At 74.5% G+C, this 23,357-nt stretch carries 22 protein-coding genes; 14 read left to right on the forward strand and 8 right to left on the reverse strand.

Annotated features, from left to right (window positions below):
• The first annotated feature begins 83 nt into the window (after positions 1 to 83).
• Both ACFHW0_RS09595 and ACFHW0_RS09600 read left to right on the forward strand, forming a co-directional pair.
• A complete protein-coding gene (locus ACFHW0_RS09595) occupies positions 84 to 1,733 on the forward strand; it encodes a right-handed parallel beta-helix repeat-containing protein (RefSeq protein ID WP_416607025.1) in 1,650 nt (549 codons plus the stop codon).
• Between the two features lie 338 nt (positions 1,734 to 2,071).
• Complete coding sequence (locus tag ACFHW0_RS09600; protein ID WP_416606923.1) at positions 2,072 to 3,337, forward strand: Ig-like domain-containing protein; 1,266 nt, start codon at positions 2,072 to 2,074, stop codon at positions 3,335 to 3,337.
• 108 nt (positions 3,338 to 3,445) lie between these two features.
• Here ACFHW0_RS09600 and ACFHW0_RS09605 read toward each other — a convergent pair whose 3' ends face one another.
• A complete protein-coding gene (locus tag ACFHW0_RS09605; RefSeq protein ID WP_416606924.1) occupies positions 3,446 to 4,465 on the reverse strand; it encodes an SMP-30/gluconolactonase/LRE family protein in 1,020 nt (339 codons plus the stop codon).
• A 153-nt stretch (positions 4,466 to 4,618) separates the two neighbouring features.
• Between ACFHW0_RS09605 and ACFHW0_RS09610 the strand changes: the two genes are divergently transcribed.
• Entirely contained in the window at positions 4,619 to 4,969 is a 351-nt protein-coding gene (locus tag ACFHW0_RS09610; RefSeq protein WP_416606925.1) for an STAS domain-containing protein, read from the forward strand.
• 138 nt (positions 4,970 to 5,107) lie between these two features.
• Here the strand turns inward: ACFHW0_RS09610 and ACFHW0_RS09615 are convergent, their stop codons facing one another.
• A complete protein-coding gene (locus ACFHW0_RS09615; protein ID WP_416606926.1) occupies positions 5,108 to 5,500 on the reverse strand; it encodes an FKBP-type peptidyl-prolyl cis-trans isomerase in 393 nt (130 codons plus the stop codon).
• Positions 5,501 to 5,692: 192 nt separating this feature from the next.
• Complete coding sequence (locus tag ACFHW0_RS09620) at positions 5,693 to 6,268, reverse strand: hypothetical protein (protein ID WP_416606927.1); 576 nt, start codon at positions 6,266 to 6,268, stop codon at positions 5,693 to 5,695.
• Between the two features lie 213 nt (positions 6,269 to 6,481).
• On the opposite strand from ACFHW0_RS09620, the gene ACFHW0_RS09625 reads away from it, so the two are divergent.
• The gene (locus ACFHW0_RS09625) at positions 6,482 to 7,180 is read left to right on the forward strand and encodes a CBS domain-containing protein (protein ID WP_416606928.1); all 699 of its coding nucleotides are present in this window, start codon (positions 6,482 to 6,484) and stop codon (positions 7,178 to 7,180) included.
• Positions 7,181 to 7,544: 364 nt separating this feature from the next.
• On the forward strand, positions 7,545 to 8,498 hold the full coding sequence (locus ACFHW0_RS09630) for a TerC family protein (RefSeq protein WP_416606929.1): 954 nt from the start codon (positions 7,545 to 7,547) through the stop codon (positions 8,496 to 8,498).
• A gap of 24 nt (positions 8,499 to 8,522) precedes the next feature.
• Here ACFHW0_RS09630 and ACFHW0_RS09635 read toward each other — a convergent pair whose 3' ends face one another.
• Positions 8,523 to 9,251 (reverse strand): helical backbone metal receptor, encoded by a 729-nt coding sequence (locus ACFHW0_RS09635; RefSeq protein ID WP_416606930.1) that lies wholly within the window; start codon positions 9,249 to 9,251, stop codon positions 8,523 to 8,525.
• 142 nt (positions 9,252 to 9,393) lie between these two features.
• Here ACFHW0_RS09635 and ACFHW0_RS09640 point away from each other — a divergent pair, with 142 nt between their 5' ends.
• On the forward strand, positions 9,394 to 10,263 hold the full coding sequence (locus ACFHW0_RS09640) for a phytanoyl-CoA dioxygenase family protein (protein ID WP_416606931.1): 870 nt from the start codon (positions 9,394 to 9,396) through the stop codon (positions 10,261 to 10,263).
• A 19-nt stretch (positions 10,264 to 10,282) separates the two neighbouring features.
• Here ACFHW0_RS09640 and ACFHW0_RS09645 read toward each other — a convergent pair whose 3' ends face one another.
• Positions 10,283 to 10,849 (reverse strand): GNAT family N-acetyltransferase, encoded by a 567-nt coding sequence (locus tag ACFHW0_RS09645; RefSeq protein WP_416606932.1) that lies wholly within the window; start codon positions 10,847 to 10,849, stop codon positions 10,283 to 10,285.
• Between the two features lie 155 nt (positions 10,850 to 11,004).
• Here ACFHW0_RS09645 and ACFHW0_RS09650 point away from each other — a divergent pair, with 155 nt between their 5' ends.
• Positions 11,005 to 11,889: a hypothetical protein gene (locus ACFHW0_RS09650; RefSeq protein WP_416606933.1), complete on the forward strand. Its 885-nt coding sequence runs from the start codon at positions 11,005 to 11,007 to the stop codon at positions 11,887 to 11,889.
• Between the two features lie 302 nt (positions 11,890 to 12,191).
• The gene (locus tag ACFHW0_RS09655; protein WP_416606934.1) at positions 12,192 to 13,406 is read left to right on the forward strand and encodes a hypothetical protein; all 1,215 of its coding nucleotides are present in this window, start codon (positions 12,192 to 12,194) and stop codon (positions 13,404 to 13,406) included.
• Between the two features lie 671 nt (positions 13,407 to 14,077).
• Here the strand turns inward: ACFHW0_RS09655 and ACFHW0_RS09660 are convergent.
• A complete protein-coding gene (locus ACFHW0_RS09660) occupies positions 14,078 to 14,425 on the reverse strand; it encodes a histone-like nucleoid-structuring protein Lsr2 (RefSeq protein WP_416606935.1) in 348 nt (115 codons plus the stop codon).
• A gap of 136 nt (positions 14,426 to 14,561) precedes the next feature.
• On the reverse strand, positions 14,562 to 15,203 hold the full coding sequence (locus ACFHW0_RS09665; protein ID WP_416606936.1) for a response regulator transcription factor: 642 nt from the start codon (positions 15,201 to 15,203) through the stop codon (positions 14,562 to 14,564).
• Between the two features lie 58 nt (positions 15,204 to 15,261).
• On the opposite strand from ACFHW0_RS09665, the gene ACFHW0_RS09670 reads away from it, so the two are divergent.
• From ACFHW0_RS09670 to lon, 5 genes are all read left to right on the forward strand, one after another.
• Positions 15,262 to 15,993 (forward strand): sensor histidine kinase, encoded by a 732-nt coding sequence (locus ACFHW0_RS09670; RefSeq protein WP_416606937.1) that lies wholly within the window; start codon positions 15,262 to 15,264, stop codon positions 15,991 to 15,993.
• Positions 15,994 to 16,079: 86 nt separating this feature from the next.
• Complete coding sequence (locus ACFHW0_RS09675; RefSeq protein ID WP_334607017.1) at positions 16,080 to 16,949, forward strand: manganese catalase family protein; 870 nt, start codon at positions 16,080 to 16,082, stop codon at positions 16,947 to 16,949.
• A 67-nt stretch (positions 16,950 to 17,016) separates the two neighbouring features.
• Positions 17,017 to 18,129, forward strand: coding sequence for a putative manganese transporter (locus ACFHW0_RS09680; protein WP_416606938.1), 1,113 nt, complete (start codon positions 17,017 to 17,019; stop codon positions 18,127 to 18,129).
• An 18-nt stretch (positions 18,130 to 18,147) separates the two neighbouring features.
• Positions 18,148 to 18,405, forward strand: coding sequence for a hypothetical protein (locus ACFHW0_RS09685; protein WP_416606939.1), 258 nt, complete (start codon positions 18,148 to 18,150; stop codon positions 18,403 to 18,405).
• Positions 18,406 to 18,443: 38 nt separating this feature from the next.
• A complete protein-coding gene (lon, locus tag ACFHW0_RS09690; RefSeq protein WP_416606940.1) occupies positions 18,444 to 20,774 on the forward strand; it encodes an endopeptidase La in 2,331 nt (776 codons plus the stop codon).
• 88 nt (positions 20,775 to 20,862) lie between these two features.
• Here lon and ACFHW0_RS09695 read toward each other — a convergent pair whose 3' ends face one another.
• Positions 20,863 to 22,659: a DEAD/DEAH box helicase gene (locus tag ACFHW0_RS09695; protein ID WP_416606941.1), complete on the reverse strand. Its 1,797-nt coding sequence runs from the start codon at positions 22,657 to 22,659 to the stop codon at positions 20,863 to 20,865.
• 113 nt (positions 22,660 to 22,772) lie between these two features.
• On the opposite strand from ACFHW0_RS09695, the gene ACFHW0_RS09700 reads away from it, so the two are divergent.
• A complete protein-coding gene (locus tag ACFHW0_RS09700; RefSeq protein WP_416606942.1) occupies positions 22,773 to 23,300 on the forward strand; it encodes a 2'-5' RNA ligase family protein in 528 nt (175 codons plus the stop codon).
• Positions 23,301 to 23,357: the final 57 nt, after the last annotated feature.

The raw sequence follows: 23,357 nt of genomic DNA on the forward strand, positions 1-23,357 counted from the left end.
GCGGCCCGCGTTTCCCGGGAGACGGGCCGGGAATGCGGGCCGGGCAGTCCCGCCGAGGGGAGGACGAGGTGGCGTATCCGGACATGCCCTCCGCCGGCGGCGTGCGGCGTCACGCGGTGGCCGGCGCCCCGCTGCTCTGCGACGCCCGGGAGCACGGCCTGATCGGCGACGGGGTGGCCAACGACCAGCCGGCGCTCGCCGCGCTGGTGGACCGGCTCGGCGACGCGTACGCCGCCGACGGCCGGGCCCGGATCATCTACTGCCCGCCCGGGGTCTACTCGATGCGGGACTCGGGCACCGTGTGGCGTACCGGGGTGTCGCTCGTCGGTGCCGGCCCGGGGGCGACCCGCTTCGTGCTCAGCAACTCGGGCAACCGCGCCGACCCGGCGCCGCTGGCCTTCTACACCACGAACGAGCACGGTGCCGACCGGAACCGGCACCTGGCCGACTGCACCTTCTCCGACTTCGAGATCGACGGCTCGGGCGTGGCGTCGGCGGACTACAACCCGCTGGCCAAGGGGCTCGGTTTGCAGTACGTCGTGCGGGGCACCTTCCGCAACCTGTACATCCACCACACCGCCGCCACCGGCCTGGGCTGCGACTTCCTCCAGGACTGCCTGATCGAGGGGGTGCTGGTCGTCGGGTGCGGACGGCTGGACAGCGGCACCGAGATGGGTGGCGCCGGCATCGGCGTCGGCATCGGCGGCTGGGGCAGCGTCGAGCGGTTCAACATCGTCAACTGCAGCGCCGTGGCCAACGCCACCAACGGCATCTTTCTGGAGTTGCAGGAGGCGGACCACCTGCGCCCACGGGGAGTGCGGATCATCGGCTGCCACGCCCAGGGCAACCGCTTCGGCATCTCCGACTGGGGCGCCAACGGCCTGATCGTCTCCTCCTGCACCATGACCGGAAACCTGGAGGCGGGCTTCCACGTCTCGGCGAAGGGCACCACGCACACCGCCGGGCGGGGCGGCATCCTCACCGACTGCGTCATCGACGGCAACCTGCGCGACGGGGTCAGCATCGGCAACACCCCCGGCCCGTACACGATCCGCGGCAACCGGATCAGCGGCAACGGCCGGTACGGCTACCACCAGCGCAACCTGGGCGGGTCCGAGGAGCGGACCGCCGAGGAGATCGTCATCGAGAGCAACGACTTCTACGGCAACAGCGCCGACGCCATCCGCATCGACCGTCCGGTCCGCGACGCCTTCCTGGTCGCCAACCGGATCCGGAACAACGGGCGGCAGTGGGCGCCGGCGACGAGCGAACACGGCGACTCGGTGCGGTACACCGAGAAGTCGGTGGTGAACCGGAGGGCGAACTGGCCGAACGACGGCCACCGGGGCAAGGTGGTGCGGGTCGGTGAGCGGATCGCCGTGGTGGCGGCCAACGACGACACCGAGCTCACCCTCGCGCCGATCCGGCCGGACTCCCCGAGCGGGTGGAGCGGGGCCACTCCGGCGCCGGGCACCCCGTACGAGCTGCCCGCCGGGCCGCCGGTGCGGGCCGGCATCGCGATCAACGCGGCGGTCGAATCGGCCATCATCCGGGGCAACCGGGTCTGGGACAACCGGGAGCCGAGCACACAGAACCACGGTCTGTGGATCACCGAGCGGGGCAGCTGCGTGGACTGCCGGGTCGAGGACAACGACTTCGCCGGCAACGCCGACTCCGCCATCCGACTGGACACCCCACCGGTCGGCGGCCGGTGGGAACGCAACCACGGCTGACGACGCCCCGCGTGGGTCCCCGGCCCCTCGGCGGACCCCGCGTCGTGCCGCACGGAGTCGCCTCGCCGACGGTCGCGGTGGGGCCGACGCCCCGACGCCTGTCCCGCCGATACCGAGACGCCGTGGCAGAACCGGGACGCGGCGGCAGTCCGGGGGCCGGTGGTGGCGCGTCGGACGATTCCGGACGGACCCGGAAACCGGCGCGTGCGGCCCTATTCGGTGCAGTGGGAGAAATGCTTCCCATAATTGCTTTCGCGATTCCTCCGAAATTGCGCGCCCAGTCGGTGCGGCGTGGAGAGAATGTGGCTGAGGGACACCAATCAACGGGGGGACGCATCATGGAGTTGAGGCGGCGACTGACGGTGCTGGCCGTGACCATCGCGGCCGCGCCGTTGGCCCTCGGCGGGTGCACCGCCGACCGCAAACCGGGTGCCCGGCCGGCCGAGGGGCAGGCGGCGGCGCCGGAACTGACCGTCACGCCCACCGACCGGGCCCGCGAGGTGCCGATCACCGCCGAGGTGGGGACCGCGGTCAGGAACGGGAAGGTCACCGCCGTGCGGATCACCGACGACAAGGGCGGGCAGGTCGCGGCGGAGCCCCGGGAGGACGGCTCGGGCTGGGTGCCGAAGGCGCCCCTGGAGCCGCGGCGCACGTACACCGCGGAGGTGACCGCCACGGGCGACTCGGGAACGACGACGACCCGCAGGACCACCTTCACCACGATGCCGAAATCGACGAAGCCGGAAATCACCAGCACGTTGTACTTCGCCGGCGATCGGACGTACGGCACCGCCATGCCGGTGACCGTGGCGTTCGACCCACCCATTCCGAAAGAGGCCAGGGACGACGTGCAGCGGCGATTGTTCGTGAAGACGGATCCGCCGCAGCCGGGCGCCTGGTCGTGGGTCTCCGACGGCAGTCAGGCCTATTACCGGGCCCCCGATTTCTGGCGTCCGGGGACCAGGATCAGCGTCCGGGCCGGGCTGGAGGGCCTGCCGATCGGCAAGGACCGGGTCGGCGACTCCGACCGCACCGCCACCTCCCGGATCGGCCGGCAGGTGGCCCTGGAGATCGACAACGCGACCAAGCAGATGTCGGTGCTGCGCGACGGCAAGGTCGTCCGCCGGATCCCGGTCAGCCTCGGCAAGCCGAGCACGCCGACCTCCAGCGGCAAGATGGTGATCATGGAGAAGCACCAGCAGACGACGTTCGACACGCGGGGCTCGGCCGACCCCTACGTGGTCGACGTCGAGGACGCCCAGCGGCTGACCTGGGGCGGCGAGTTCATCCACGGGGCGCCGTGGTCGGAGGGGGACCAGGGCAGCACCAACGTCTCGCACGGCTGCACCAACGTCTCCGCCGCCGCCGCGGACTGGCTGATGGGAGTCACCCAGGTCGGTGACCTGGTCACGGTCAAGGGCACCGAGGTGCCGTTGACCGAGGGCAACGGCTGGACGGCCTGGAACGTCAGCTGGGACGAGTTCGTCAAGGGCAGCGCGCTGCCCGTGCCCGCCGGGCTGCGGCCGTCCCCGTCGCCCGTGCCGCACCCCGGTGCGGTGGCCGGGGGCTCCCCGGCGCCGGCGCCGTCCGTCCGCGGCGGCTGAGCCGACCGTACGCACACCCGGGGGACCGGTCCGCCGCCACGCGGGCCGGTCCCCCCGCGCGTCGACCGCACCGGGGCGTTCCGCGTCGACCCCGTCCGGCGGCGCGGCTCAGCCCAGCGGCACCCGGGCCACCCCGGGACCCGTGAGGCTGCCCAGCCACAGGCGGTCGCCGTGCTGGCGGACGCCGGTGACCATGTCGTACGTCCCGCGCGGGCCGTGCAGGGTCCGCAGCACCCGCCCCTCGCCGTCGACGAGGGCCACCAGGCCGTAGCGCAGCGGTTTCGGCTGCACCGCCGCCGGCAGCACCGCCACCAGCTGCCGCAGCCGGGGGTGGGGCAGCAGCCGCTCGACCACCGGCACGCGAGGGCTGGGCAACGCGATCCAGTACGTCCCGTCGCCCACCGGGGTCAGGTTGTCCGGGTACGCCGGCAGGTCGGCCAGCACGGTGACCGCGCCGTCGGCCAGCGCCACCCGCACCAGTCGATGGGCGGCGGTCTCGACCAGCATCAGCGCCGACTCGTCCGGGGTGAGCGCGAGCCCGTTGGGGAAGTAGAACCCGGTGCGGACGACGTCGGTGCGCCCGCTGCGCGGGTCGTACGCCAGCACCCGCCCGTTGGGCCGGTGTTCCAGCAGGTCCCGCTTCCAGTGCGCGAGCGGGAAACGGTCGGAGGAGTCGGTGAAGTAGACCGTGCCGTCGCGGGCGACGGTGGCGTTGTCGGCCAGGTGCGCCCTCGCCCCGAGGCCGCCCAGCTCTCGCACCGCCCCGTCACCGGTCACCCGCAGCAGCCCCCGGTACGCGTCGCAGACCACGAGGCTGCCGTCGAGCGGGTCGACCTCCACGCCCAGCGGCCGGCCGCCGGTGTCGGCGAGCGGCCGGGGTCGGGTGCCGGGAGGCGCGTCGACCGGCCACCACCAGAGCCGGCCGTCCTCCGTCCCGCTGACCACCCGGCCGGACGGGTCGACGACCACGTCCTCCGGGCCGGACACCCCGTCGGGCAGGGGCAGCAGCTCCACGGAGTCGAGCCGCCGGTCGGCGGGCGTCCACGGCCCGTCGAGCGGAGGCGGGACCGTGGCGGGCTCGCGCACGGGGCGGATCAGCCGGGGCGCGCGGCGGCGGGGGGCGACCATCGGCTCATTCTCGCCCGCCGATGTGCAGCTCGCAGGCCCTCGTCGCGTCATCCCTGAGGGGGATCCGGCAGTCTCCGGGTATGACCCTGGGCGTACCCGGATCCGGTCCCTCAGCAGGGCGGAAATGTCGGTGGTGGGGGATAGGTTCGTCGTATGCGACAGCGCGACGACCGGCTCCACGTGGACATCACCGTGGCCGACCACGAGGTGGAGGTGCGGGCGACCGGCGAGGTCGACATCGCCACGGTCGCCGCGTTCCGCTCCGCGCTCTGGCACGCCCCGGCCCGGCCCGTGCTCCGGCTGGATCTCTCCGGCGTCAGCCTGCTCTCCGCGGCCGGGGTGCGGGCGTTGGTCGGCGCGCACCTGCGCGTCCGGGCCCGGGGCGGTGAGCTGGTGCTGGTCCGCCCCGACCCGGTGGTCGAGCGGGTGCTGCGGGCCACCGGCCTGCACCGGGTCATCCCGATCGTGCACCCGTGCGCCGACCGGGAGCTGGTGCCCTGCTGACCTGCGGCGCCGGGGTCCGGGGCCTCCCGACGAGCGGGCCGGTGCCGACGGCGTCGTCCGCCATCCGCACCGGCCCGTGGCCCGGCGGTCTGCCGTCTGCTCAGCGGTTCGTCACCCGCTCAGCGGAGCATCGTTCGCTCAGCGGACGCCGAGCAGGTCGACGACGAAGACCAGGGTCTCGCCCGGCTTGATGACGCCGCCGGCGCCCCGGTCGCCGTAACCCAGGTGCGGCGGGATGGTCAGGCGGCGCCGGCCACCGACCCGCATGCCCACGACGCCCCGGTCCCAGCCGGAGATGACCTGACCACCGCCGAGCGAGAACTCGAACGCCTCACCCCGGTTCCACGAGGAGTCGAACTCGCGACCGTTGGAGTGCGCGACCCCCACGTAGTGGACGCTGGCCAGCTGTCCCGGCTGGGCCTCCGGCCCCTCGCCGACGGTGATGTCCTCGATGACGAGATCGGCGGGCGGCGCGCCCTCGATCGGACCCACCTCGGGCTTGCCCGAGCGGGCGCCTGCTGCCTGGTTCATTCGGGAGTCTCCTGCCGTTTCGGTCCTGATGTCCGTCACCCGAGATCCTGCCCGATGGCGTCCGGCCGATGCCCGGCGGTCCCGGCGCATCCGTCGCGGCCGGCCCTCCGGACGACGGCGTGCCGCGGCGGGGCAGGCGGAAGCGGGCGTCACCGGTGGTGACGCCCGCCGAGGGGGAGGTGCCGCGCCGGGTCACCGCAGCCAGGGGAACCGCCGCACGATCGGGAGCTTCGCCCACGTCGCGCCCAGGCCGAGGGTCGCGCCGGCGTTGACCAGTGCGAGACCGACCAGCAGCGCCGCGTTGATCAGGTGCTCGTCCATGAAGGGGTTGTTCTCGGGAGGCAGGACGACCGTCCACATCATCACGTAGAGCACCGCTCCGGCGACGGCGGCGAGGCGCATCCCGATGCCCAGCAGCAGCGCGACGCCGATCGCGGCCAGGCCGGCCATGAAGAGCACGTCGGCCCAGGCGGCCCCGGCGATGCCGTGGTAGAAGTCCGCGAACGGGCCGGCCGCGCCGAAGGTCAGGAAGCCCTTGGTGGGGCTGCCGCCGTTGATCCAGGCGTTCTTCGCCTCGGTGGCGAACCCCAGACCGAAGACCTTGTCCAGGAACGCCCAGAGGAACGTCCAGCCGAGGGCGATCCGGATGCCGGCGAAGACGTACCGGGCGGCCCGCTCCCTGGTGGTCCCGCCGGTGTGCCGGGTCTCCGCCACCGCAGCGTCGGTCCCGACGGTGGTGCGCTCGATCGTCGCGGCCATTGTCTCCACGTCCCTTCGTGTGCCTGGCACCGCGCTTTCCGGTGGCATTTCCATTGGACGCCCGCCGGCGCCGGTCGGGCAGGGCCGACCGGGCCCCACCGGACCGGGACCTTCGACCCCTCCCGCACCGGTCCGTACGGACGTGCCGGCCCGGTCCGGCGGCCCTGACCCGGCGGCCCGCCGCGGCCGTAGCGTCGCGGTGGGAACGACAGGGAGGTCGCGATGAGGACGTGGCAGGTGGGCGACGTGATGACCCGGGAGGTCGCGACGGTGGGGGAGGAGACCCCCTACCGGAGGATCGTCGACGCGTTGGTCCGGCGGGGCATCAGCGGGGTGCCCGTGGTGGACGGCGCCCGTCGGGTCCTCGGCGTGGTCTCCGAGTCGGACCTGCTGCACAAGGTCGAACGGGCGGGCCGCCCGGACGAGCGGCGGGTCTTCGAGGGGCGCCGGCGCCGCACGGTCCGGGAGAAGGCCGAGGCGCTGCTGGCGCGTGACCTGATGACCGCCCCGGCGGTGGCGACCTGGCCGGAGGCGACGATCTCCGCCGCCGCGCGGCAGATGGACCGGGAATCGGTGAAGCGGCTTCCGGTGCTCGACGACCTGGGCCGGCTCGTCGGCATCGTCACGCGCGGCGACCTGCTGCGGGTGCACCTGCGCACCGACGCGGAGATCCGTGAGGACGTGGTGCAGGAGGTGCTGCGCCGGGTGCTCGCGGTACGGGACGGGCTGGTCACCGTCCGGGTGCGCGGGGGCGAGGTTGCGCTCGACGGCCGGTTGGACCGACGCAGCGCCGTCGAGCTGGCAGGCCGGCTCGCGGGGCAGGTCAGCGGCGTGGTCCGGGTGACCAGCACCCTCGCCTACGACGTCGACGACACCACGCTCGCCGATCCGCACACGGCCCGAATCACCCCGGCGGCCTGACGCCCGTGCGGGCCGATCCGCCCGACGCTGGACGGGCCCGGTCCGCCTGATGTCCGTGCGGGCTGGTCTGACGTCCGTGCGGGCCCGATCCGCTGACGGCCGGTCCGGTCCGCCTGACGGCCGGACGGGCGGCAGGACCCGTCCGGGCCAACGGTGGCAGGGAACCGTCCGGGCCACGGTGGCATCGACTTGGCCGGACCGCCGCCGGTCGGTGGGCGGCTCGCCTAGGCTCGGAATCGGACGCGCTCCGGGCCCGCCGCCGGGCCATCGGGGGCGGGCCCGCGCCGCAGGCCGCCGGGGCACCCGGGCCGGCCGGGGCCGCGCGCCGGGAGCGGAACCGCCGCCGGGATGCGGAGGATGCCGGGTGGACGAGGCGACGTTCGCGGCACCTCTCTGGGCCTGGGCGGCGGTGGGCGCGGTCATCGCCGTCATGCTCGCCGTGGACCTGCTCTCCCACCGCGACGACCACGTGATCGAGCTGCGCGAGGCGCTGGTGTGGAGCGGCGTCTGGATCACCGCGGGGCTCACCTTCGGCCTGGTCATCTGGCTGTGGCGGGGCGGCGAGCCGGCCGGGGCGTACTTCTCCGGATACCTGCTGGAGAAGGCGCTCTCCGTCGACAACGTCTTCGTCTTCGCGCTGCTGTTCGGGTACTTCCGGGTGCCGGCCGCGTACCAGCACAAGGTGCTCTTCTGGGGGGTCCTCGGCGCGCTCGCGTTCCGGCTGGCCTTCATCTTCGCCGGCGCGGGGCTGCTGGAGCGGCTGACCTGGGCCGGCGTCGTACTCGGCGCCTTCCTCATCTGGACGGGGTGGCGACTCGCGGTGCGCGGCGAGCCGGACGTCGACCCCGACCGCATCCTCGCGGTGCGGGCGTTCCGGCGGCTGGTGCCGACGGATCCGGGGTACCACGGCGGCCGGTTCACCGTCCGGGTCGACGGCCGGCGCAGGGCCACGCTGCTGCTGGTGGCGCTGGTCGCGATCGAGGCCACCGACGTGGTCTTCGCGATCGACTCGGTGGCGGCGATCCTGGCCATCACCACCGACACGTTCCTTGTCTGGACGGCGACCGCGTTCGCCGTGCTCGGTCTGCGCAGCCTCTACTTCTGCCTGGCGGGGCTGCTGCGGCACTTCGGCTACCTGCGGTACGGGCTGGCCCTCCTGCTGGCCTTCGCCGGGGCGAAGCTGATCCTGGCCGAGACGCCGGTCGGGAAACTGCCGGTCTGGTTGACCCTCGCGGTGGTGGTGCTGACGCTGTCGGTCGCGATCGGGTGGAGCGTCGTCGACGCCCGTCGGGAACGGCGCCGGCGGGCGCGCGGGTGACCGGTCGAGATGGGGCTGCGGCGGTCAGCCCGGGTGCACGACCGGGTCGGCGAGCTGGGCGGAGAGCACGGCGGGCGCTTCGGCGAGCGACGGGCCGTACCAGGTCAGGTGCCTGCCGGAGAGCAGGGCGCAGGGGGTGCCGGGAAACGCCTCCGGCCCGTCGTCGGCGGTGAAGCGGTACGGCTCGTCGGGCAGCACCACCAGGTCCGGCGCGCGGGCGCGCAGCTCGTCGAGGGTCGGCCGGGGATAGCGCTCCAGGTCGTCGGCGTACGCGTTGGTGACGCCGAGCCGGCGCAGCACGTCGCCGGCGAAGGTGTCGGCGCCCAGCACCACCCACGGCCGCCGCCAGACCGGCACCACCGCCCGGCGGGCGGGTCGGTCCGCGGGCAGCCCGGCCCACGCCCGGCGGGCCACGGCGAGCCACTCCGGTTCGGCCGGGGCGCCCAGGTCGCGGAGCAGGTCCGCCAGTTCGGTCAGCGCCTCGTCGACGGTACGCGGGTAGGTCACCCGCACCGGCACACCGGCGGCGGTCAGCGCGTCGGCGTCCTCCCGGCGGTTCTCCTCGACGTTGAGCAGGACCAGGTCGGGGCGCAGCGCGCGCACCCGGTCGAGGTCCGGGTACTTGCTCCCGCCGACCCGCGCCACGTCCAGCCCGGCCGGGTGGGTGCACCAGTCGGTGGCGCCGACCAGCAGACCCGGCAGGGTCAGGGCGACGGCCTCGGTCAGCGACGGCACCAGCGAAACGACCCGCACCCGCGCACCTCCCGGTCCCGTGCGCCGACCATCGGCGTACCGGTCGATCATGCCCCGACCCGCCGCGGGGGTCGCGGCCCGGGCGACCCTTGCGAGGTCTCTACAACGTTGTAATACTCGGCTGGTCCCGTCAGGAGGTTCGATGAGGTCCCACTCCACCGCGCCCGCGCCGCGCAGCGACCAGCCCGCCGCCCCCGCCGAGGAGGAGGTCCCCCTGGAGGCGCTCGGCGACCTCTACCGGGACGGCATCACCGCATGCCGGGGCGCCTTCGCCGTGGACTGGGTGGACCGGGTCGGCGAGGACATCGAGGCCGCCTTCCGGGAGGCCCGCTCCCGCCCGGACGGCGCGGTCGGCCGCGGCCCGCAGCGGTGGTACGTGGAGATCCACCCCGAGCAGCTGCGCGGCTTCGTCGACCTGGTGACCCACCCGTGGGTGGTGTCGGTGTGCCGGGCCGTGCTCGGGCCCGACTACCAGATCGTCGAGCTCGGTTTCGACATCCCGTTTCCCGGCGCGGCCATGCAGCCGTGGCACCGGGACTTCCCGATGCCGGAGGACACCCGCCGGCAGCGGCGACTGACCTCGCTGGCCTTCAACCTCACCACCGTGGACACGGTGGAGGAGATGGGCCCGTTCGAGATCGCCCCGGGCACCCAGTGGGACGACGGACACGACTTCGACCACCAGATGTTCCCGCCCCGGGAGCGCTACCCCCGCTACGCGCAACGGGCGGTCCGCAAGTACCCGCAGCGCGGCGACATCTCCGCCCGGTCCGCGCTCACCGTCCACCGGGGCACGCCGAACGTCTCCACCCTGTCCCGCCCGGTGCTGGTGCTCGGCGTCGACGCGCCGGGAGCGGGCAACGCCGACCACCACGACATGGCGGTCACCCGGGGCTACTGGGCGGGCCTGCCCGAGCAGGTGCGCGCCCACCTGCCCTGCCCGGTGGTCGACACCCTGACGCCGATCCGGCAGAAGCACACCATCGAGGGCCTGGTGATGGGCGCGGAGTGACCCGGGCGGCCGCGCCGGCCTAGTCGGCGTCGCGGCGCAGCCAGCGCTGCCGGGTCAGCGCGTACTCCACCTCGCCGTGCTCCGCGCCGTCGATCATCTCCGGCCAGTCCCCGACGTACGTCCGCACGAGCCGTAGCCCGGACTTCTCCATGACCCGGCGCGACGCGGCGTTGACGGACATCGTGTTCGCGGTGACCCGCTCCACGCCGAGCGCGGTGAAGCCCTTGTCGATCAGCGCCCGGCAGCCCTCGGTGGCGAGGCCGACGCCCCAGGCGGAGCGGCGCAGCCGGTAGCCCAGCTCCACCTCGCGGGCATCGCCGTCGCGGGTCGGGCGGAACTCGAACCAGCCCAGGAAGTCGCCCGACCCCCGACCCAGCGCCGCCCACCACCCGAGTCCCGGCGGTCGCCCGTAGTGGGCGAGGATCCGGGGCAGGACGCGTTCCCGGACCGCCTCGGGCGGCGTGGGACGCCCGCCGGTGAGGTACCGCATCACCTCGGGGTCGCCGTCCAGCTCGACGAGCAGGTCGGCGTCGTCGGAGGTGAACTCGCGCAGCACCAGCCGCCCGGTGCACAGGAAGACGCTCACCCGCCCATCCCACCGGCGCGGGCGGGGGACCTCAAGCGAATTGCGGGCGCACGGCCCGGGGGCACCACCACCACGCCGGTCATGATCGACGGCCTAGACTCGCCCCGGCCGACGCGTCGGCCTCCGATCGGCGGCGGGACGGACGGATCAGGCGGATGACGGGCACCGGTGGTGGGGACGGCTCCTGGTTGCGCGCGGTGGCCGGGGACGGTGGGCGCGGCCCGCTGCTCGCCCGGGGCGGCCAGCTCGTGCACGGCCCCCGCCGGCTCGGCGAACTGGCGCACGGGCGTCCGCCGGGCGTCACCGGCAACCAGTGGAGCACGGCCAGCCGGGAGGGCTACGACCTCGTCGTCTGCGCCGCCGACACGGCCCGGCCGGTCTTCGCCGTCGAGATCGGCCCCGTCGCGGCCCCCGGCTCCGCCGGGCAGCGGGCCGAGCGACTGAAGAACGCGGTGGCCGAGGCGGTCGGCCTGGCGGTGCTGCGGATCGGGTCGCCGACGCTGCGGGCCGCGGAGCACGGGCGCCGGATCGTGGCGTACGTGATCGACGCGCGCGCGTACGCGGCCGTCGGCGCGGGGGAGCCCGACGACGCCGGGGTGTCCCCGGTCGGCTTCCGCGACATCCTCGGTCGGCTTCCCGACGGGCGGACCGGGCACGTCAACGACCTCGGCGCGCTGGCCCGGGCCGCCGCCGTCGAGGCGTACGTGGCGCGGCGGCTGGTCGACCCGATCGTGCGGGGATTGCACGTGCGCTGGACGGGCGGGCCGGCCGAGGGGTGGAGCTGGGTGCGGGTGCGCCCCGACGCCTGCCTCGTGGAGCGGGTGACGGTGCACGCCCGGCGCGTCTCGGCCGGGGTGGATCCGGGGCGGCTGGCCGAGGACCTGGCGGCGGTGGCCGTCGGCGAGCGGCTGCGCGCGCCGGACGCCGCCGAGCCGGCCCTGACGCCCTGGGACGAGTTGCTCGCCGAGCTCCGGCGGCTGGAGTCCCGGCACGACGAGATGACGGGCGGCTTCGCGTTCGCCCACCTCTGCGCGGACTGACCGCTGCGCCTCGGCGTGCCACCGGTCGCCGGCCCGGCGTACGTCACCGGTCGACGCCCGGGTTCCTTCCTGATTCCCCGATGCGCGTTGAACCTTCGCGCCGGACGTCCCGTACTCCTGCGGGAATGGACAGGATCTCCCGACCGCGCGGCGCGGCGCGGCGGACGGTGCGAAAGGGCATCGTCGGTCTTCGACGTGCCACCGGTTCGCCGCGACGGTTCCCGTCGGGGGTGTGCCCCCTCAATTCCGTCGGTCCGCCGAGATCTCGAACCCACCACCGGCTCGCGAAGGAGAGCAATTCGATGCGCAGGTCCACACGGGCGCGCCGGTCATCCGGTAGCGCGCGGAGCAAGCGACTGCTGGCCGTCGTCGGCACGCTCGCGGTCTTCGGCGGGATCGTCGCCGTGACCCAGATCTCGTCGGCCGAGGACCGCCGGGCCACCACCACCCGACCGGCCTCCGCCGCCTGCGTGGAGCCCAGCCCCGGCGCGACCGCGCCGAGCGGGCGGGGCACGAGCCGGACGTGGCAGGACGGCCGCTGGGTGCGCAACCACTGGGGGGACGGGCAGCAGTCGGTCGCCGAGTGCGAGCAGACGCGGGGCGGCGGCGCCGACAACGGCGGGTCGGCCGTGGCCTGCCCGGACGTGGCCGGCCGGCTCCCGCGGGTACCCGACCGTGCCCGCGCCGAGGTCGACCGGAACCTGAACCTGTTGCAGACCCAGATCGCCGAGGCGGACCGGCGGCTGGCCGCCGAGGGCCGGCGGGGCGAGGAGTTCGTCAGCACCTCGATCCTCGAGCCGCTGGCCGGCAAGCGCCGGGCGACGCTGGAGCGGATCACCGTCGCGATCGACCGGGTGGGCCCCCGGCCGCAGGGCCTGGCCCGGCTCGCCGAGTGCCAGGTGGCCCCGACCGGTGACAACGGCGGCGGTGGCAACAACGGTGGTGGCAACAACAACGGTGGGCCCGGTGCCGGGCTGGGGGTGATCGCGAACGACTGCGACGACAGCCGGTTGCAGCCGCACGACGGTTTCCAGAACGGCAACCGCTGCGTCAGCACCGCGTTCGGCGAGGTCGGCGCCGCGGCGAACAATCCGTCGCTGCTGATCACCGAGTTCCCCGACCGGGTGAACGCGAACCAGCCGTTCACCCTCCGGGTCTCCACCCGCAACCTCGTGCGGGACCGCTTCCTCGCCGCCGGCCAGGGCGGGTACTACGTGGAGAGCTCGCTGCTCAACGAGCAGGGACTGGTGCGGGGCCACTTCCACACCGCCTGCCGGATGCTGGACAGCCTCCGGCAGCCGCCGGAGCCGCAGGAGGTGCCGGCCTTCTTCGTCGCCACCGAGGACAGCCGTGGCGGCGCCGAGCCCGACGACGTGGTCATCCAGATCCCCGGGCTGCCCGGATCCGGCACCGCCCAGTGCGCGGTCTGGGCCGGCGACGGCTCGCACCGGGTGCCGATGATGGAGCGGGCCAACCAGACCCCCGCCTTCGACGTGGTGCGCATCGAGGTCGGCTGACCACCGGCCGGGGCCGTCCGGGGGCGTACCCCGGCGGCCCCCGCCGGCGCGCTCACACCAGTGCCGCCGCCTCGCGTGGGCCGTCGGCCCCGCGGCGGCCCGCGGGGCGGCGGTCCGCCGGGCCCGGGGCCGGACCGCGGCGATCCCGCCGGGCACGCCCCCGCCGCCACGCTGCCGGCCCGTGCGACCCGATCACGACCCCGGCGTACGCGGGGCTGAGGCCGCGTACCGACACCAGACAGACGCCGAGTGGGTGGCGACGAAACTGCCCAGCCGGTTGATCAGCGTGGCCGTCCGGAGGTGCCAGAAGGTGCGCGGCAACCGCCGGCCGGCTGGCTTCACCATCGCGTCACCCGCCACCCCGGGATCCGTACCGGTAATGCCCGACAAAGCCGTCGCTCATTACGCTCGGGAAGTGCGACGATCTCCGGAGGAGCCGGTGCGATCGTGGCGATGATCACGGTCGCGAGGCCGGCGGGCGGCCGGTTGTGGGTCGACCCGGGGCACCCGGGAGACCCGCCGATGGCCGGAGCGGCTAATGGGCCGGGCTGAGAATGGACTCGCGGCCGGGTGCGGGTCGTGCGAATGGACGGCCGTGGGAAAAGACCGGCGGGGCCGCGCTGATTCCTCAGCGTGACCCCGCGCGAGCCCGAGCGTGAGCCCGGCGCCGGTCAGCGGTTCTTGTACGCCTCCACGACCTCGACCGGGATGCGGCCGCGCTCGGAAATCTTGTAGCCGTTCTTGGTGGCCCATTCCCGGATGGCCCGGTTCTGCTCCCGGTCCATTCCCGAGCCGCCAGGCGCGCCTGCCCGGCGGGGTGTCCGCCCGGTGTCGGCCGTTCCGCGACCGATTCGCCGGCCAGCGTTGATGTACGGGTCGAGGGCCTTGCGCAGCACGCCCGCGTTCTCGTCGGAGACATCGATGGTGTAGGCCACGCCGTCCAGACTGAACTCGACGGTCCGGTCGGCCTTTCCACCGTCGAGGTCGTCGGTCAGGACCGTGATTACTTTTCTCGCCATCGTCAATTACTCCCTGTGTGGGGCGGGGTGTGGTCAAAGTTTGACGTATCCCATGGCGAATCCGCAACAAAGCGCGTCGTCCTCATTTCGGCGGGTCGCGTTATCGCGGGAAAACGGCTCGGCGCAAAGCCCGGGGTCAGTCGCCGAGCAGACCGGCGTGCCCGGCGAGCGCCGCCGCCTCGGCCCGGGTGGATACCCGCAACTTCCGCAGTAGCGCGGCCGTCATCCGCTTCACGGTGCGTTCCGAGACGTGCATCCGTTCGGCGATCTCGACGGTGCTGCGGCCCGCCGCGATGGCCTGGAGCATCGTGCGTTCCTCGTCGTCGAGGTCGACCGGGGCCGCCCGGCCGGGACGCAGCAGCGCGCGGAGCAGGTGCCCCGGCAGCACCGCCCAGCCGTCGAGGACGGCCAGCAGCGGGGGCAGCAACTCCTCCGGCTCGGCGGTCTTCGGCAGGTAGGCCTCGGCGCCGGCGCGCAGCGCCTCCAGGGCGGGGGCCGGGTCCTCCGCGCCCGACATGGCCACCACCCGCACCCGGGGCGTGGTGCGCCGGATCGCCGCCACGGCCCGGATCCCGCCCGGTGGCGGCATGTGCAGGTCGACCAGCGCCAGGTCGGGCAGGCAGCGGCTGACCAGCGAGGCGGCGGCCGACGCGTCGCCGGTGGAGCCCACCACCTGCGCCCGCCCGTCGGTCGTGGCCGGCAGCAGCAGTTCCAGCCCACGGACGAACAGCGGGTGGTCGTCCACCACGGCCAACCGGACGACGGGGGGAGCGGGCATGTCTGGTCCGTTCCCGAGCGGGTACCGATCATGCGGCCGAACGAGGGAGGTCGGGCGGATGCGCGGACGGCACGGGGGGCGGGGACCGCTGCGACTGCTCCGGTGGGCGGGGCCCGAACCCGGTCCGGCCGACCCGGCGGCACTGGACACCGACCCGGAACTGCTGCTGCGCGTGCTCTGCCACGAGTTCCGTACCCCCGTCAGCGCCCTCACCTCGCTCACCCGGGCCCTCGCCGACGACAGGCTCCCGCTCACCGGCGACGACCGGCGCGCCATCACGGCCCTGGCCCACGAGCAGGCCGTACACCTTCAGGGCCTGCTGCGTGACGCCGCCGCTGGCACCGGGGCGCTCGCACCGGCGGCGGACCCGGCGGCGCCGCTGGCGCAGGTCCTGCGCGGCGCGGCGGCCCTCGTGCCCCCGCACCGGCGGCGGACCGGGGTGACCCGGCGGGCCGGGGACTGGCCGGTGCCGCGGCGGCGGACCCGGCAGGTGGTGACCAACCTGGTGGAGAACGCGCTACGGCACGGTCCGGCCGAGGGCCGCATCGGCATCCACGCCGCGCTCGGCCGCTCCGGCCTGCGCATCGTCGTCACCGACGAGGGGCGGGTCGACCCGCCCCTCGTCGAGGCGCTGTGCCGGCCCGCTCCCGGCGCCGGAGCCTCCGGGCTGGGGCTGTGGATCGTCCGGCGGCTGCTCGCCGCCGACGGCGGGCGGCTGCGCCTGCACCGGCTGCGACCGCGCGGGGTGGCCCTCGAGGTGGTGCTGCCCGCGTTCCCGTGGACAGGTTGACCCCGCCGGGCCGCCGGTTGGCCCGATAGGGCCGCCCGTCGCGGGAACGGCCTCGGTGACAGCCCGACCGGCACCGAGGAGGACACGTGTTCAGCCACATCAAGGACCTGCAGTTCGAGGCCAAGCCGGACGGCCCGGACGCCGCGTTCGCCCGCCGGCTCCAGGAGATCCTGGGCGGCAAGTGGGGCGAGATGACCGTCGCCAACCAGTACCTCTACCAGGGCTGGAACTGCCGGCTGCCCGGCAAGTACAAGGACCTGTTCCTCGACGTCGGCACCGAGGAGATGGGCCACGTCGAGATGATCGCCACGATGATCACCCGGCTGCTGGAGAACGCGCCGCTGTCGTTGCAGGAGGCCGCTGCCGACAACCCGATGGTGGGGGCGATCTACGGCGGGTCGAACCCGGCGCACTTCATCCACGGCGGCGGCGGAGCGCTGCCGGTGGACAGCGCCGGCGTGCCCTGGAACGGCAACTTCATCACCGCCAGCGGCAACCTGATGGCCGACTTCCAGCTCAACGTCACCGCCGAGGCCCAGGGCCGGCTCCAGGTGGCCCGGCTGTTCAACATGACCGACGACCCCGGGGTCAAGAACATGCTGCGCTTCCTGCTGGCCCGCGACACCATGCACCAGAACATGTGGATGGCGGCCATCGAGCAGCTCAAGGAGGACGGCCTGGAGGAGATGCCGGTGCCGGACGCGTTCCCCGACTCCAAGGAGTTCACCGAGAAGTTCAGCTACACGTACCTGGACTTCTCGCCGGGCACCGACGCGTCGGAGGGGCGCTGGGCGTCCGGGCCGGCGCCCGACGGCAAGGGCGAGTTCCGCTACGACCACAGCCCTCGCGCCCACGCGCCCGAGCCGGTCCTGCCGCCCGGCGACCCGCGCCTCTACGGCACGAACCCGGGCCTCGCCAAGGGCGCCGTCAACAAGGTCAAGAGCAAGCTCACCTGACGCCGTCGCGCCGGGTCGTCCGCGAGCGGCGGACGGCCCGGCGGCACCGTACCGCAGGAGGTGTGCCGTGACCGAACTCGTGCTCCGCCCGCTCGCGGACGCGTTCATGCAGGTGGGTGTCTACGTCGCCGTCATGGTGGCCTTCTTCGGCTGGCTGCGCTGGCGTCACGGCGACCGGGTCACCGACGGGCTCACCAGTCGGCCCCGGCTCGGTCCGCTGGTCGGCGCCCTGCTGGGCGTCAGTCCCGGCTGCGGCGGGGCGATCATCCTGATGCCGCTGTACGCCCGGGGCAAGGTCTCCTTCGGCACCGTGGTCGCCGCCCTGGCCGCCACCATGGGGGACTCGTCGTGGGTGGTGCTCGCCTGGAACCCGGTCTTCGCCCTCAAGATCCATGCGTTGCTCTTCGCGGTCGGCCTGGTGACCGGGTACGTCGTCGACGCGCTCGGCATCGACCCGGCCCGCGCGGTCGACCGCCGGGTCGCCGCGGCGCCCGCGCCCGAGCTGGTCGCCCCGGCCGCCGCGGGCGGGCCAGACCTCGCCGGGTCGCGGCGGCTGCTCGGCGGGCTGCTGCCCCGCGTGCCGGCGTCCACGGCGTTCTGGGGGTTGACCACGCCGGCGTTCGCGGTGTCGGTGCCGGTGGTCTTCCAACTGGTCGACCCGGGCGCGCTCACCCGGTCCCTCGGGGGCGTCGACCCGTACCTGGCGCTGGGGGTGCTCGGCTCCCTCACGGCCGCGCTGATCTTCGCCGGGGGGCGCGGCAAGCTGGCCGACGACAGCCTGGAGACGGCGCAGCCCCGGTCGTTGCGGCAGACGCTGCGGCACAGCGCACACGAGGCGTCCTTCGTCACCGTCTGGGTCGCCGTGGCGTACCTGGGCTGGCAGGTGGTGACCACCACGACCGGCTTCGACGGCTCGCAGCTCGCCCTCACCGGGCTCGTCGGCGTGCTGGTCGGCGCGGGCATCGGCCTCATCCCCGGGTGCGCGGTGCAGATCGTCTTCACCGGTTTGTACGTCGGCGGCGGCCTGCCGCTGCCCACCCTGGTCGCCAACGCGATCAGCCAGGACGGCGACGCGCTGATCCCGCTCGCCGCGCTGCGCCGGCACTCGGCGGCGCTCGCCACCGTCGTCACCACCGTTCCGGCGGCAGCCGTCGGCGCCGCCCTGCTCGTGCTGCTCTGATCCAAAAGGGAGATCCCGATGTCCGTCGCGATCCCGCTCGCCCGCGCCCGTCGCAAGCTCCTCGCCTTCGCCGTGCTGACCGGCGTCGCCGCGGTGGCCGGCCTGCCGGGCTGGACGGTCGCCGCGCTGGCGCTGACCTGCCTGGCGATCCCGCTCGCCGTGGCGGCCGCCGGGGGCGCCGGCCTGGCGCGTGAGCTGCTGTGCCCGCGGCGCCGCCCGGCGGGCGGGGGTGGTCTGGGTCACAGCCCGGAACAAGGGGAACGATTTGTTACTTGAGTTGGACACGCTCAACTCAACGCGATAGCAGGTGTTCGATGGCAACTCTCCCGGTACTTCCCCTGACCGACGCCGTGCTCCTGCCCGGCATGGTGATCCCGGTGACCCTCGACCCGACCACCCAGGCCGCCGTCGACGCGGCCCGCGCCACCGGCGAGGGCAAGCTGCTCGCCGTGCCCCGCCTCGACGGCGAGTACGGCCCCGTCGGCGCGGTCGCCACCATCGAGAAGGTCGGCCGGCTGCCCAGCGGCGAACCGGCCGCCGTCGTGCGCGGCCTGTCGCGCGCCCGGATCGGCTCCGGCGTACCCGGGCCCGGCGCCGCCCTCTGGGTCGAGGCGACCGAACTCGACGAACCCGCCCCCGCCGGCCGCGCCCGCGAACTCGCCCGCGAGTACCGCGCCCTGATGACGTCCGTGCTCCAGCAGCGCGGCGCCTGGCAGGTCATCGACGCGATCGAGCGGATGACCGACCTCTCCGAGCTGGCCGACTCGGCCGGCTACGTGTCCTGGCTGAGCCTCGCCCAGAAGACCGGGCTGCTCGCCGCGCCGGACGTCACCGCCCGGCTGGAACTGCTCGTCGGCTGGGTGAAGGACCACCTGGCCGAGCAGGAGATCGCCGAGCAGATCAGCACCGACGTCCGGGAGGGGCTGAAGAAGTCCCAGCGGGAGTTCCTGCTGCGCCAGCAGCTCTCCGCCATCCGCAAGGAACTCGGCGAGGACGAGCCGGACGGCTCCGCCGACTACCGGGCCCGCGTGGAGACCGCCGACCTGCCCGACAAGGTCCGCGAGGCGGCGCTGCGCGAGGTCGGCAAGCTGGAACGCGCCAGCGACGCCTCCCCGGAGGCGGGCTGGATCCGGACCTGGCTCGACACGGTGCTGGAGATGCCCTGGGGCACCCGTACCGAGGACAACACCGACCTGGCGGCGGCCCGCGCCGTGCTCGACGCCGACCACGCCGGCCTGGCCGACGTGAAGGACCGCATCCTGGAGTACCTCGCCGTGCGCAACCGGCGGGCCGAGCGCAACCTCGGTGTCGTCGGCGGCCGGGGCTCCGGCGCGGTGCTCGCCCTCGCCGGTCCGCCCGGCGTCGGCAAGACCAGCCTCGGCGAGTCGATCGCCCACGCGCTCGGCCGCAACTTCGTCCGGGTCTCCCTCGGCGGTGTACGCGACGAGGCGGAGATCCGTGGCCACCGGCGCACCTACGTCGGCGCGCTGCCCGGCCGGATCGTGCGCGCCCTGCGCGAGGCCGGCTCGATGAACCCGGTCGTGCTCCTCGACGAGGTCGACAAGCTCGCCGCCGGCTACTCCGGCGACCCGGCCGCCGCCCTGCTCGAGGTGCTCGACCCGGCGCAGAACCACACCTTCCGCGACCACTACCTCGAGGTCGACCTCGACCTGTCGGACGTGCTCTTCCTGGCCACCGCCAACGTGGTGGAGGCCGTCCCCGGCCCGCTGCTGGACCGGATGGAGCTGGTCACCCTCGACGGGTACACGGAGGAGGAGAAGGTCGCCATCGCCCGCGACCACCTGCTGCCCCGGCAGCGGGAGCGGGCCGGGCTCACCGCCGAGGAGGTCGACGTCGCCGACGACGCCCTCGCCCGGATCGCGGGCGAGTACACCCGCGAGGCCGGCGTGCGGCAGCTCGAACGGTCCCTGGCGAAGATCCTCCACAAGGTCGCGGTGGCCCTGGCGACCGACCCGGCGCCGGTCCGCGTGGACACCGGCAACCTCGCCACCTACCTCGGGCGGCCGAAGTTCACCCCCGAGTCGGCGGAGCGCACGGCGGTGCCCGGCGTGGCCACCGGCCTGGCGGTCACCGGAGCCGGGGGCGACGTGCTCTTCATCGAGGCCACCAGCATGGAGGGCGAGCCGGGGCTGACCCTGACCGGCCAGCTCGGCGACGTCATGAAGGAGTCGGCGCACATCGCGCTGTCGTACCTGCGCTCCAACGGGCGCCGGCTCGGACTCGACCCGAACGCCCTCGCCGGACGGCGGATCCACCTGCACGTGCCGGCGGGCGCGGTGCCGAAGGACGGCCCCAGCGCCGGCATCACCATGGTGACCGCCCTGGCGTCGCTGGCCAGCGGCCGGCCGGTGCGACCCGAGTTCGGGATGACCGGCGAGGTGACCCTCTCCGGCCGGGTACTGCCCATCGGCGGGGTGAAGCAGAAGCTGCTCGCCGCCCACCGGGCCGGCCTGACCGAGGTGATCATCCCGGCCCGCAACGAGCCGGACCTCGACGACCTGCCCGCCGAGGTCCGGGAGGCGCTGACCGTGCACACCCTGGCCGACGTCGCCGACGTGCTCGCCCTGGCGCTGCGCCCGGCCGACGCCGACACCCGCCCCGATCCGGCGCTCGCCGCCGCCTGAGGCGTCGAGGAAGGGGACCCGCCACGCGGCAGGGCCCCTTCCTTCGTCAGAGGCGTGCGGAAGGGGAAGGCCCTCTGCCCGCACCGTCCTAGCGGCGGTCGCGCCGGTCGAAGTCCCGGTCGCGGCGCTCGCGCCGGTCGGCCCCGTCGAAGCGGCGCTCGCCGCCGCCGTCACCGTCACGGTCCCGGCGTACGGTCGCCTTGCGGCCCTTGATGGTGCTGCCGCGCAGCCCGGCGATCACCTCGTCGGCGACGGTCTGGGGCACCTCCACCAGCGAGAACCGGTCGGCGATCTCGATCGAGCCGATGTCCCGGCCGCTGATCCCGGTCTCGCCGGTGATCGCGCCCACCAGGTCCTGCGGGCGGACCCCGGCGCGCCGGCCCAGCCCGATGAAGACCTGGGTGGTGCCGCCGGTACGGGGCCGGGCACCGCCCCGGCGCTCGCCCCGGCCGCCGGCCTCCGGCCGCCCCTCGCGCGGTCCCCGGACGGGGACCTGGGGGATCTCCTCCTCGTCGTCCGAGCCCGGCGACGTCGCCTCGTGCGCCAGCTTCACCGCCGCGAGGGCCACCTCCACCAGGTCGAACTCGTCGGTCAGCGACTCGACGATCGCCCGGTACGGGTCGAGGTCGTCCTCGAGCAGGCTCTCCCGAAGCGCGCCCTGGGTCAGCTCCAACCGCCGGGTGCGCATGTCCGCCACCGTCGGGATCTTGTCGATGGCGATGCGCTGGCCGGTGACCCGCTCGATGGTCTTGAGCATCCGGTGCTCGCGCGGCTCGGCGAGGGTGATCGCCACGCCCTCCCGCCCGGCCCGGCCGACCCGCCCGATCCGGTGCACGTACGACTCGGGGGCGGACGGGACGTCGTAGTTGACCACGTGGGTGAGCTGCTCGACGTCCAGGCCACGCGCGGCCACGTCGGTGGCCACCAGCAGGTCGGCGGTGCCGGTGCGCAGCCGGCCCATCACCCGGTCGCGCTGCTCCTGGCTCATCCCGCCGTGCAGCGCCTCGGCCCGGTAGCCCCGGCCGTTCATGGTCTCGGTGAGCCGGTCGACCTCCTCACGGCTGCGGCAGAAGACGATCGCCGCCGTGGGGGACTCGACGTCCAGCACCCGGCCCAGCGCCGCCGGCTTGTGCGCCCGGGCGACGATGTACGCGCTCTGCCGCACCCGGGGCGCCTCGCCGGCCACCGGCTGCTCGCGGGCGATGAGGATGCGTACCGGGTCGGTCAGGTGCTTGCGGGCCAGCCCGTCGATGCGCGCCGGCATCGTCGCCGAGAAGAGCACCGTCTGGCGCTGCTCCGGCGCGTGCTCCAGGATCGCCTCGATGTCCTCGGCGAAGCCCATGTCGAGCATCTCGTCGGCCTCGTCGAGCACCACCGTGGCCAGCGAGCCCAGGTCGAGCGTGCCCCGGGCGATGTGGTCCAGCGCGCGGCCGGGGGTGGCGACCACGACGTCCACCCCGAGGTCCAGGGCGCGCAGCTGCCGGCCGATCGGCTGCCCGCCGTAGATCGGCAGCACGCGCGCGCCCAGGTCCTTGCCGTAGCGGTGGAACGCCTCGGAGACCTGCACCGCGAGTTCGCGGGTGGGCACCAGCACGAGCGCCACCGGGGCGCCGCCGGGCCGGTCGTCGGGCATCCGCTGCAACAGCGGCAGCGCGAAGGCGGCCGTCTTGCCCGTACCCGTCGCGGCCTGGCCCAGCAGGTCCCGACCGGCCAGCAGGGGTGGGATGGCCTCCCGCTGGATCGGAGTGGGCTCCTCGTAGCCCAGGGCGGTCAGCGCGCCCAGCAACTCGGCGCGCAGCCCGAGGTCCGCGAAGGCGCTCGTGTCGTCGAGGGCGTCGGGGCCGGGCTCGGTGGGCGGGTCGTGCCGTACGGGTGCGGAACTCATGCCGTCAAGCTTTTCATCACCGCCGCGACGCCGTTTCGCCGACCGGCACAACGCGCGCCCGCGCGCGTCCGGCAGGCGCCCGTCGCCGTGCCCCGGCGGGCTAGCCTGGCGGCGTGCGTACGGTCGAACTGGTCTGCTCGCCCGACCTGGAGGCCGCCGTGCGCGGGGCCTGGGAACGGCTGGCCGCGATGGGGCTGCCCAGCCTGGCCCGCAACGTCCACCCGACGAACCGGCCACACCTGACCCTCGCCGCGGTCGACGAATTCCCGCCCGGCGCGCAGCGGCGCCTGGCCGACCTGTTCGACGCGGCGTTGCCCCTGCCCGTGCGGCTGGACCGGATCGCGGTACTCGACGGCAGCGCCCCGCTGGTGTGGCTGGTGCACCCGTCGCCGGAGCTGACCGCCCTGCACGCGTCGGTCTGGGACGTCCTCGCCGGGGCCCCGGGACAGCGTCCCTGGCACGCGCCGGGGCGCTGGCGCCCGCACCTGAGCCTGGCGCTGCGCTTCCGCGACGCCGACCGCCGGCTGGCCCGCGCGGTGGCCGGCGCCGACCGCCCCGACGGTGCCTTCGTCGCCGGCCGCAGCTACGACGGACAGAGCCGGACGGTCAGCCCGCTCGGCGGTGCCGACCACCGCACCTGACTACTGGGGGCGCGCCCGCCGGGAGCCGGGAGCGCGATCGGGCCCCCACCGTCCGGC

Source organism: Micromonospora sp. LOL_025, assembly GCF_048060285.1.
Taxonomy (GTDB): Bacteria; Actinomycetota; Actinomycetes; order Mycobacteriales; family Micromonosporaceae; genus Micromonospora.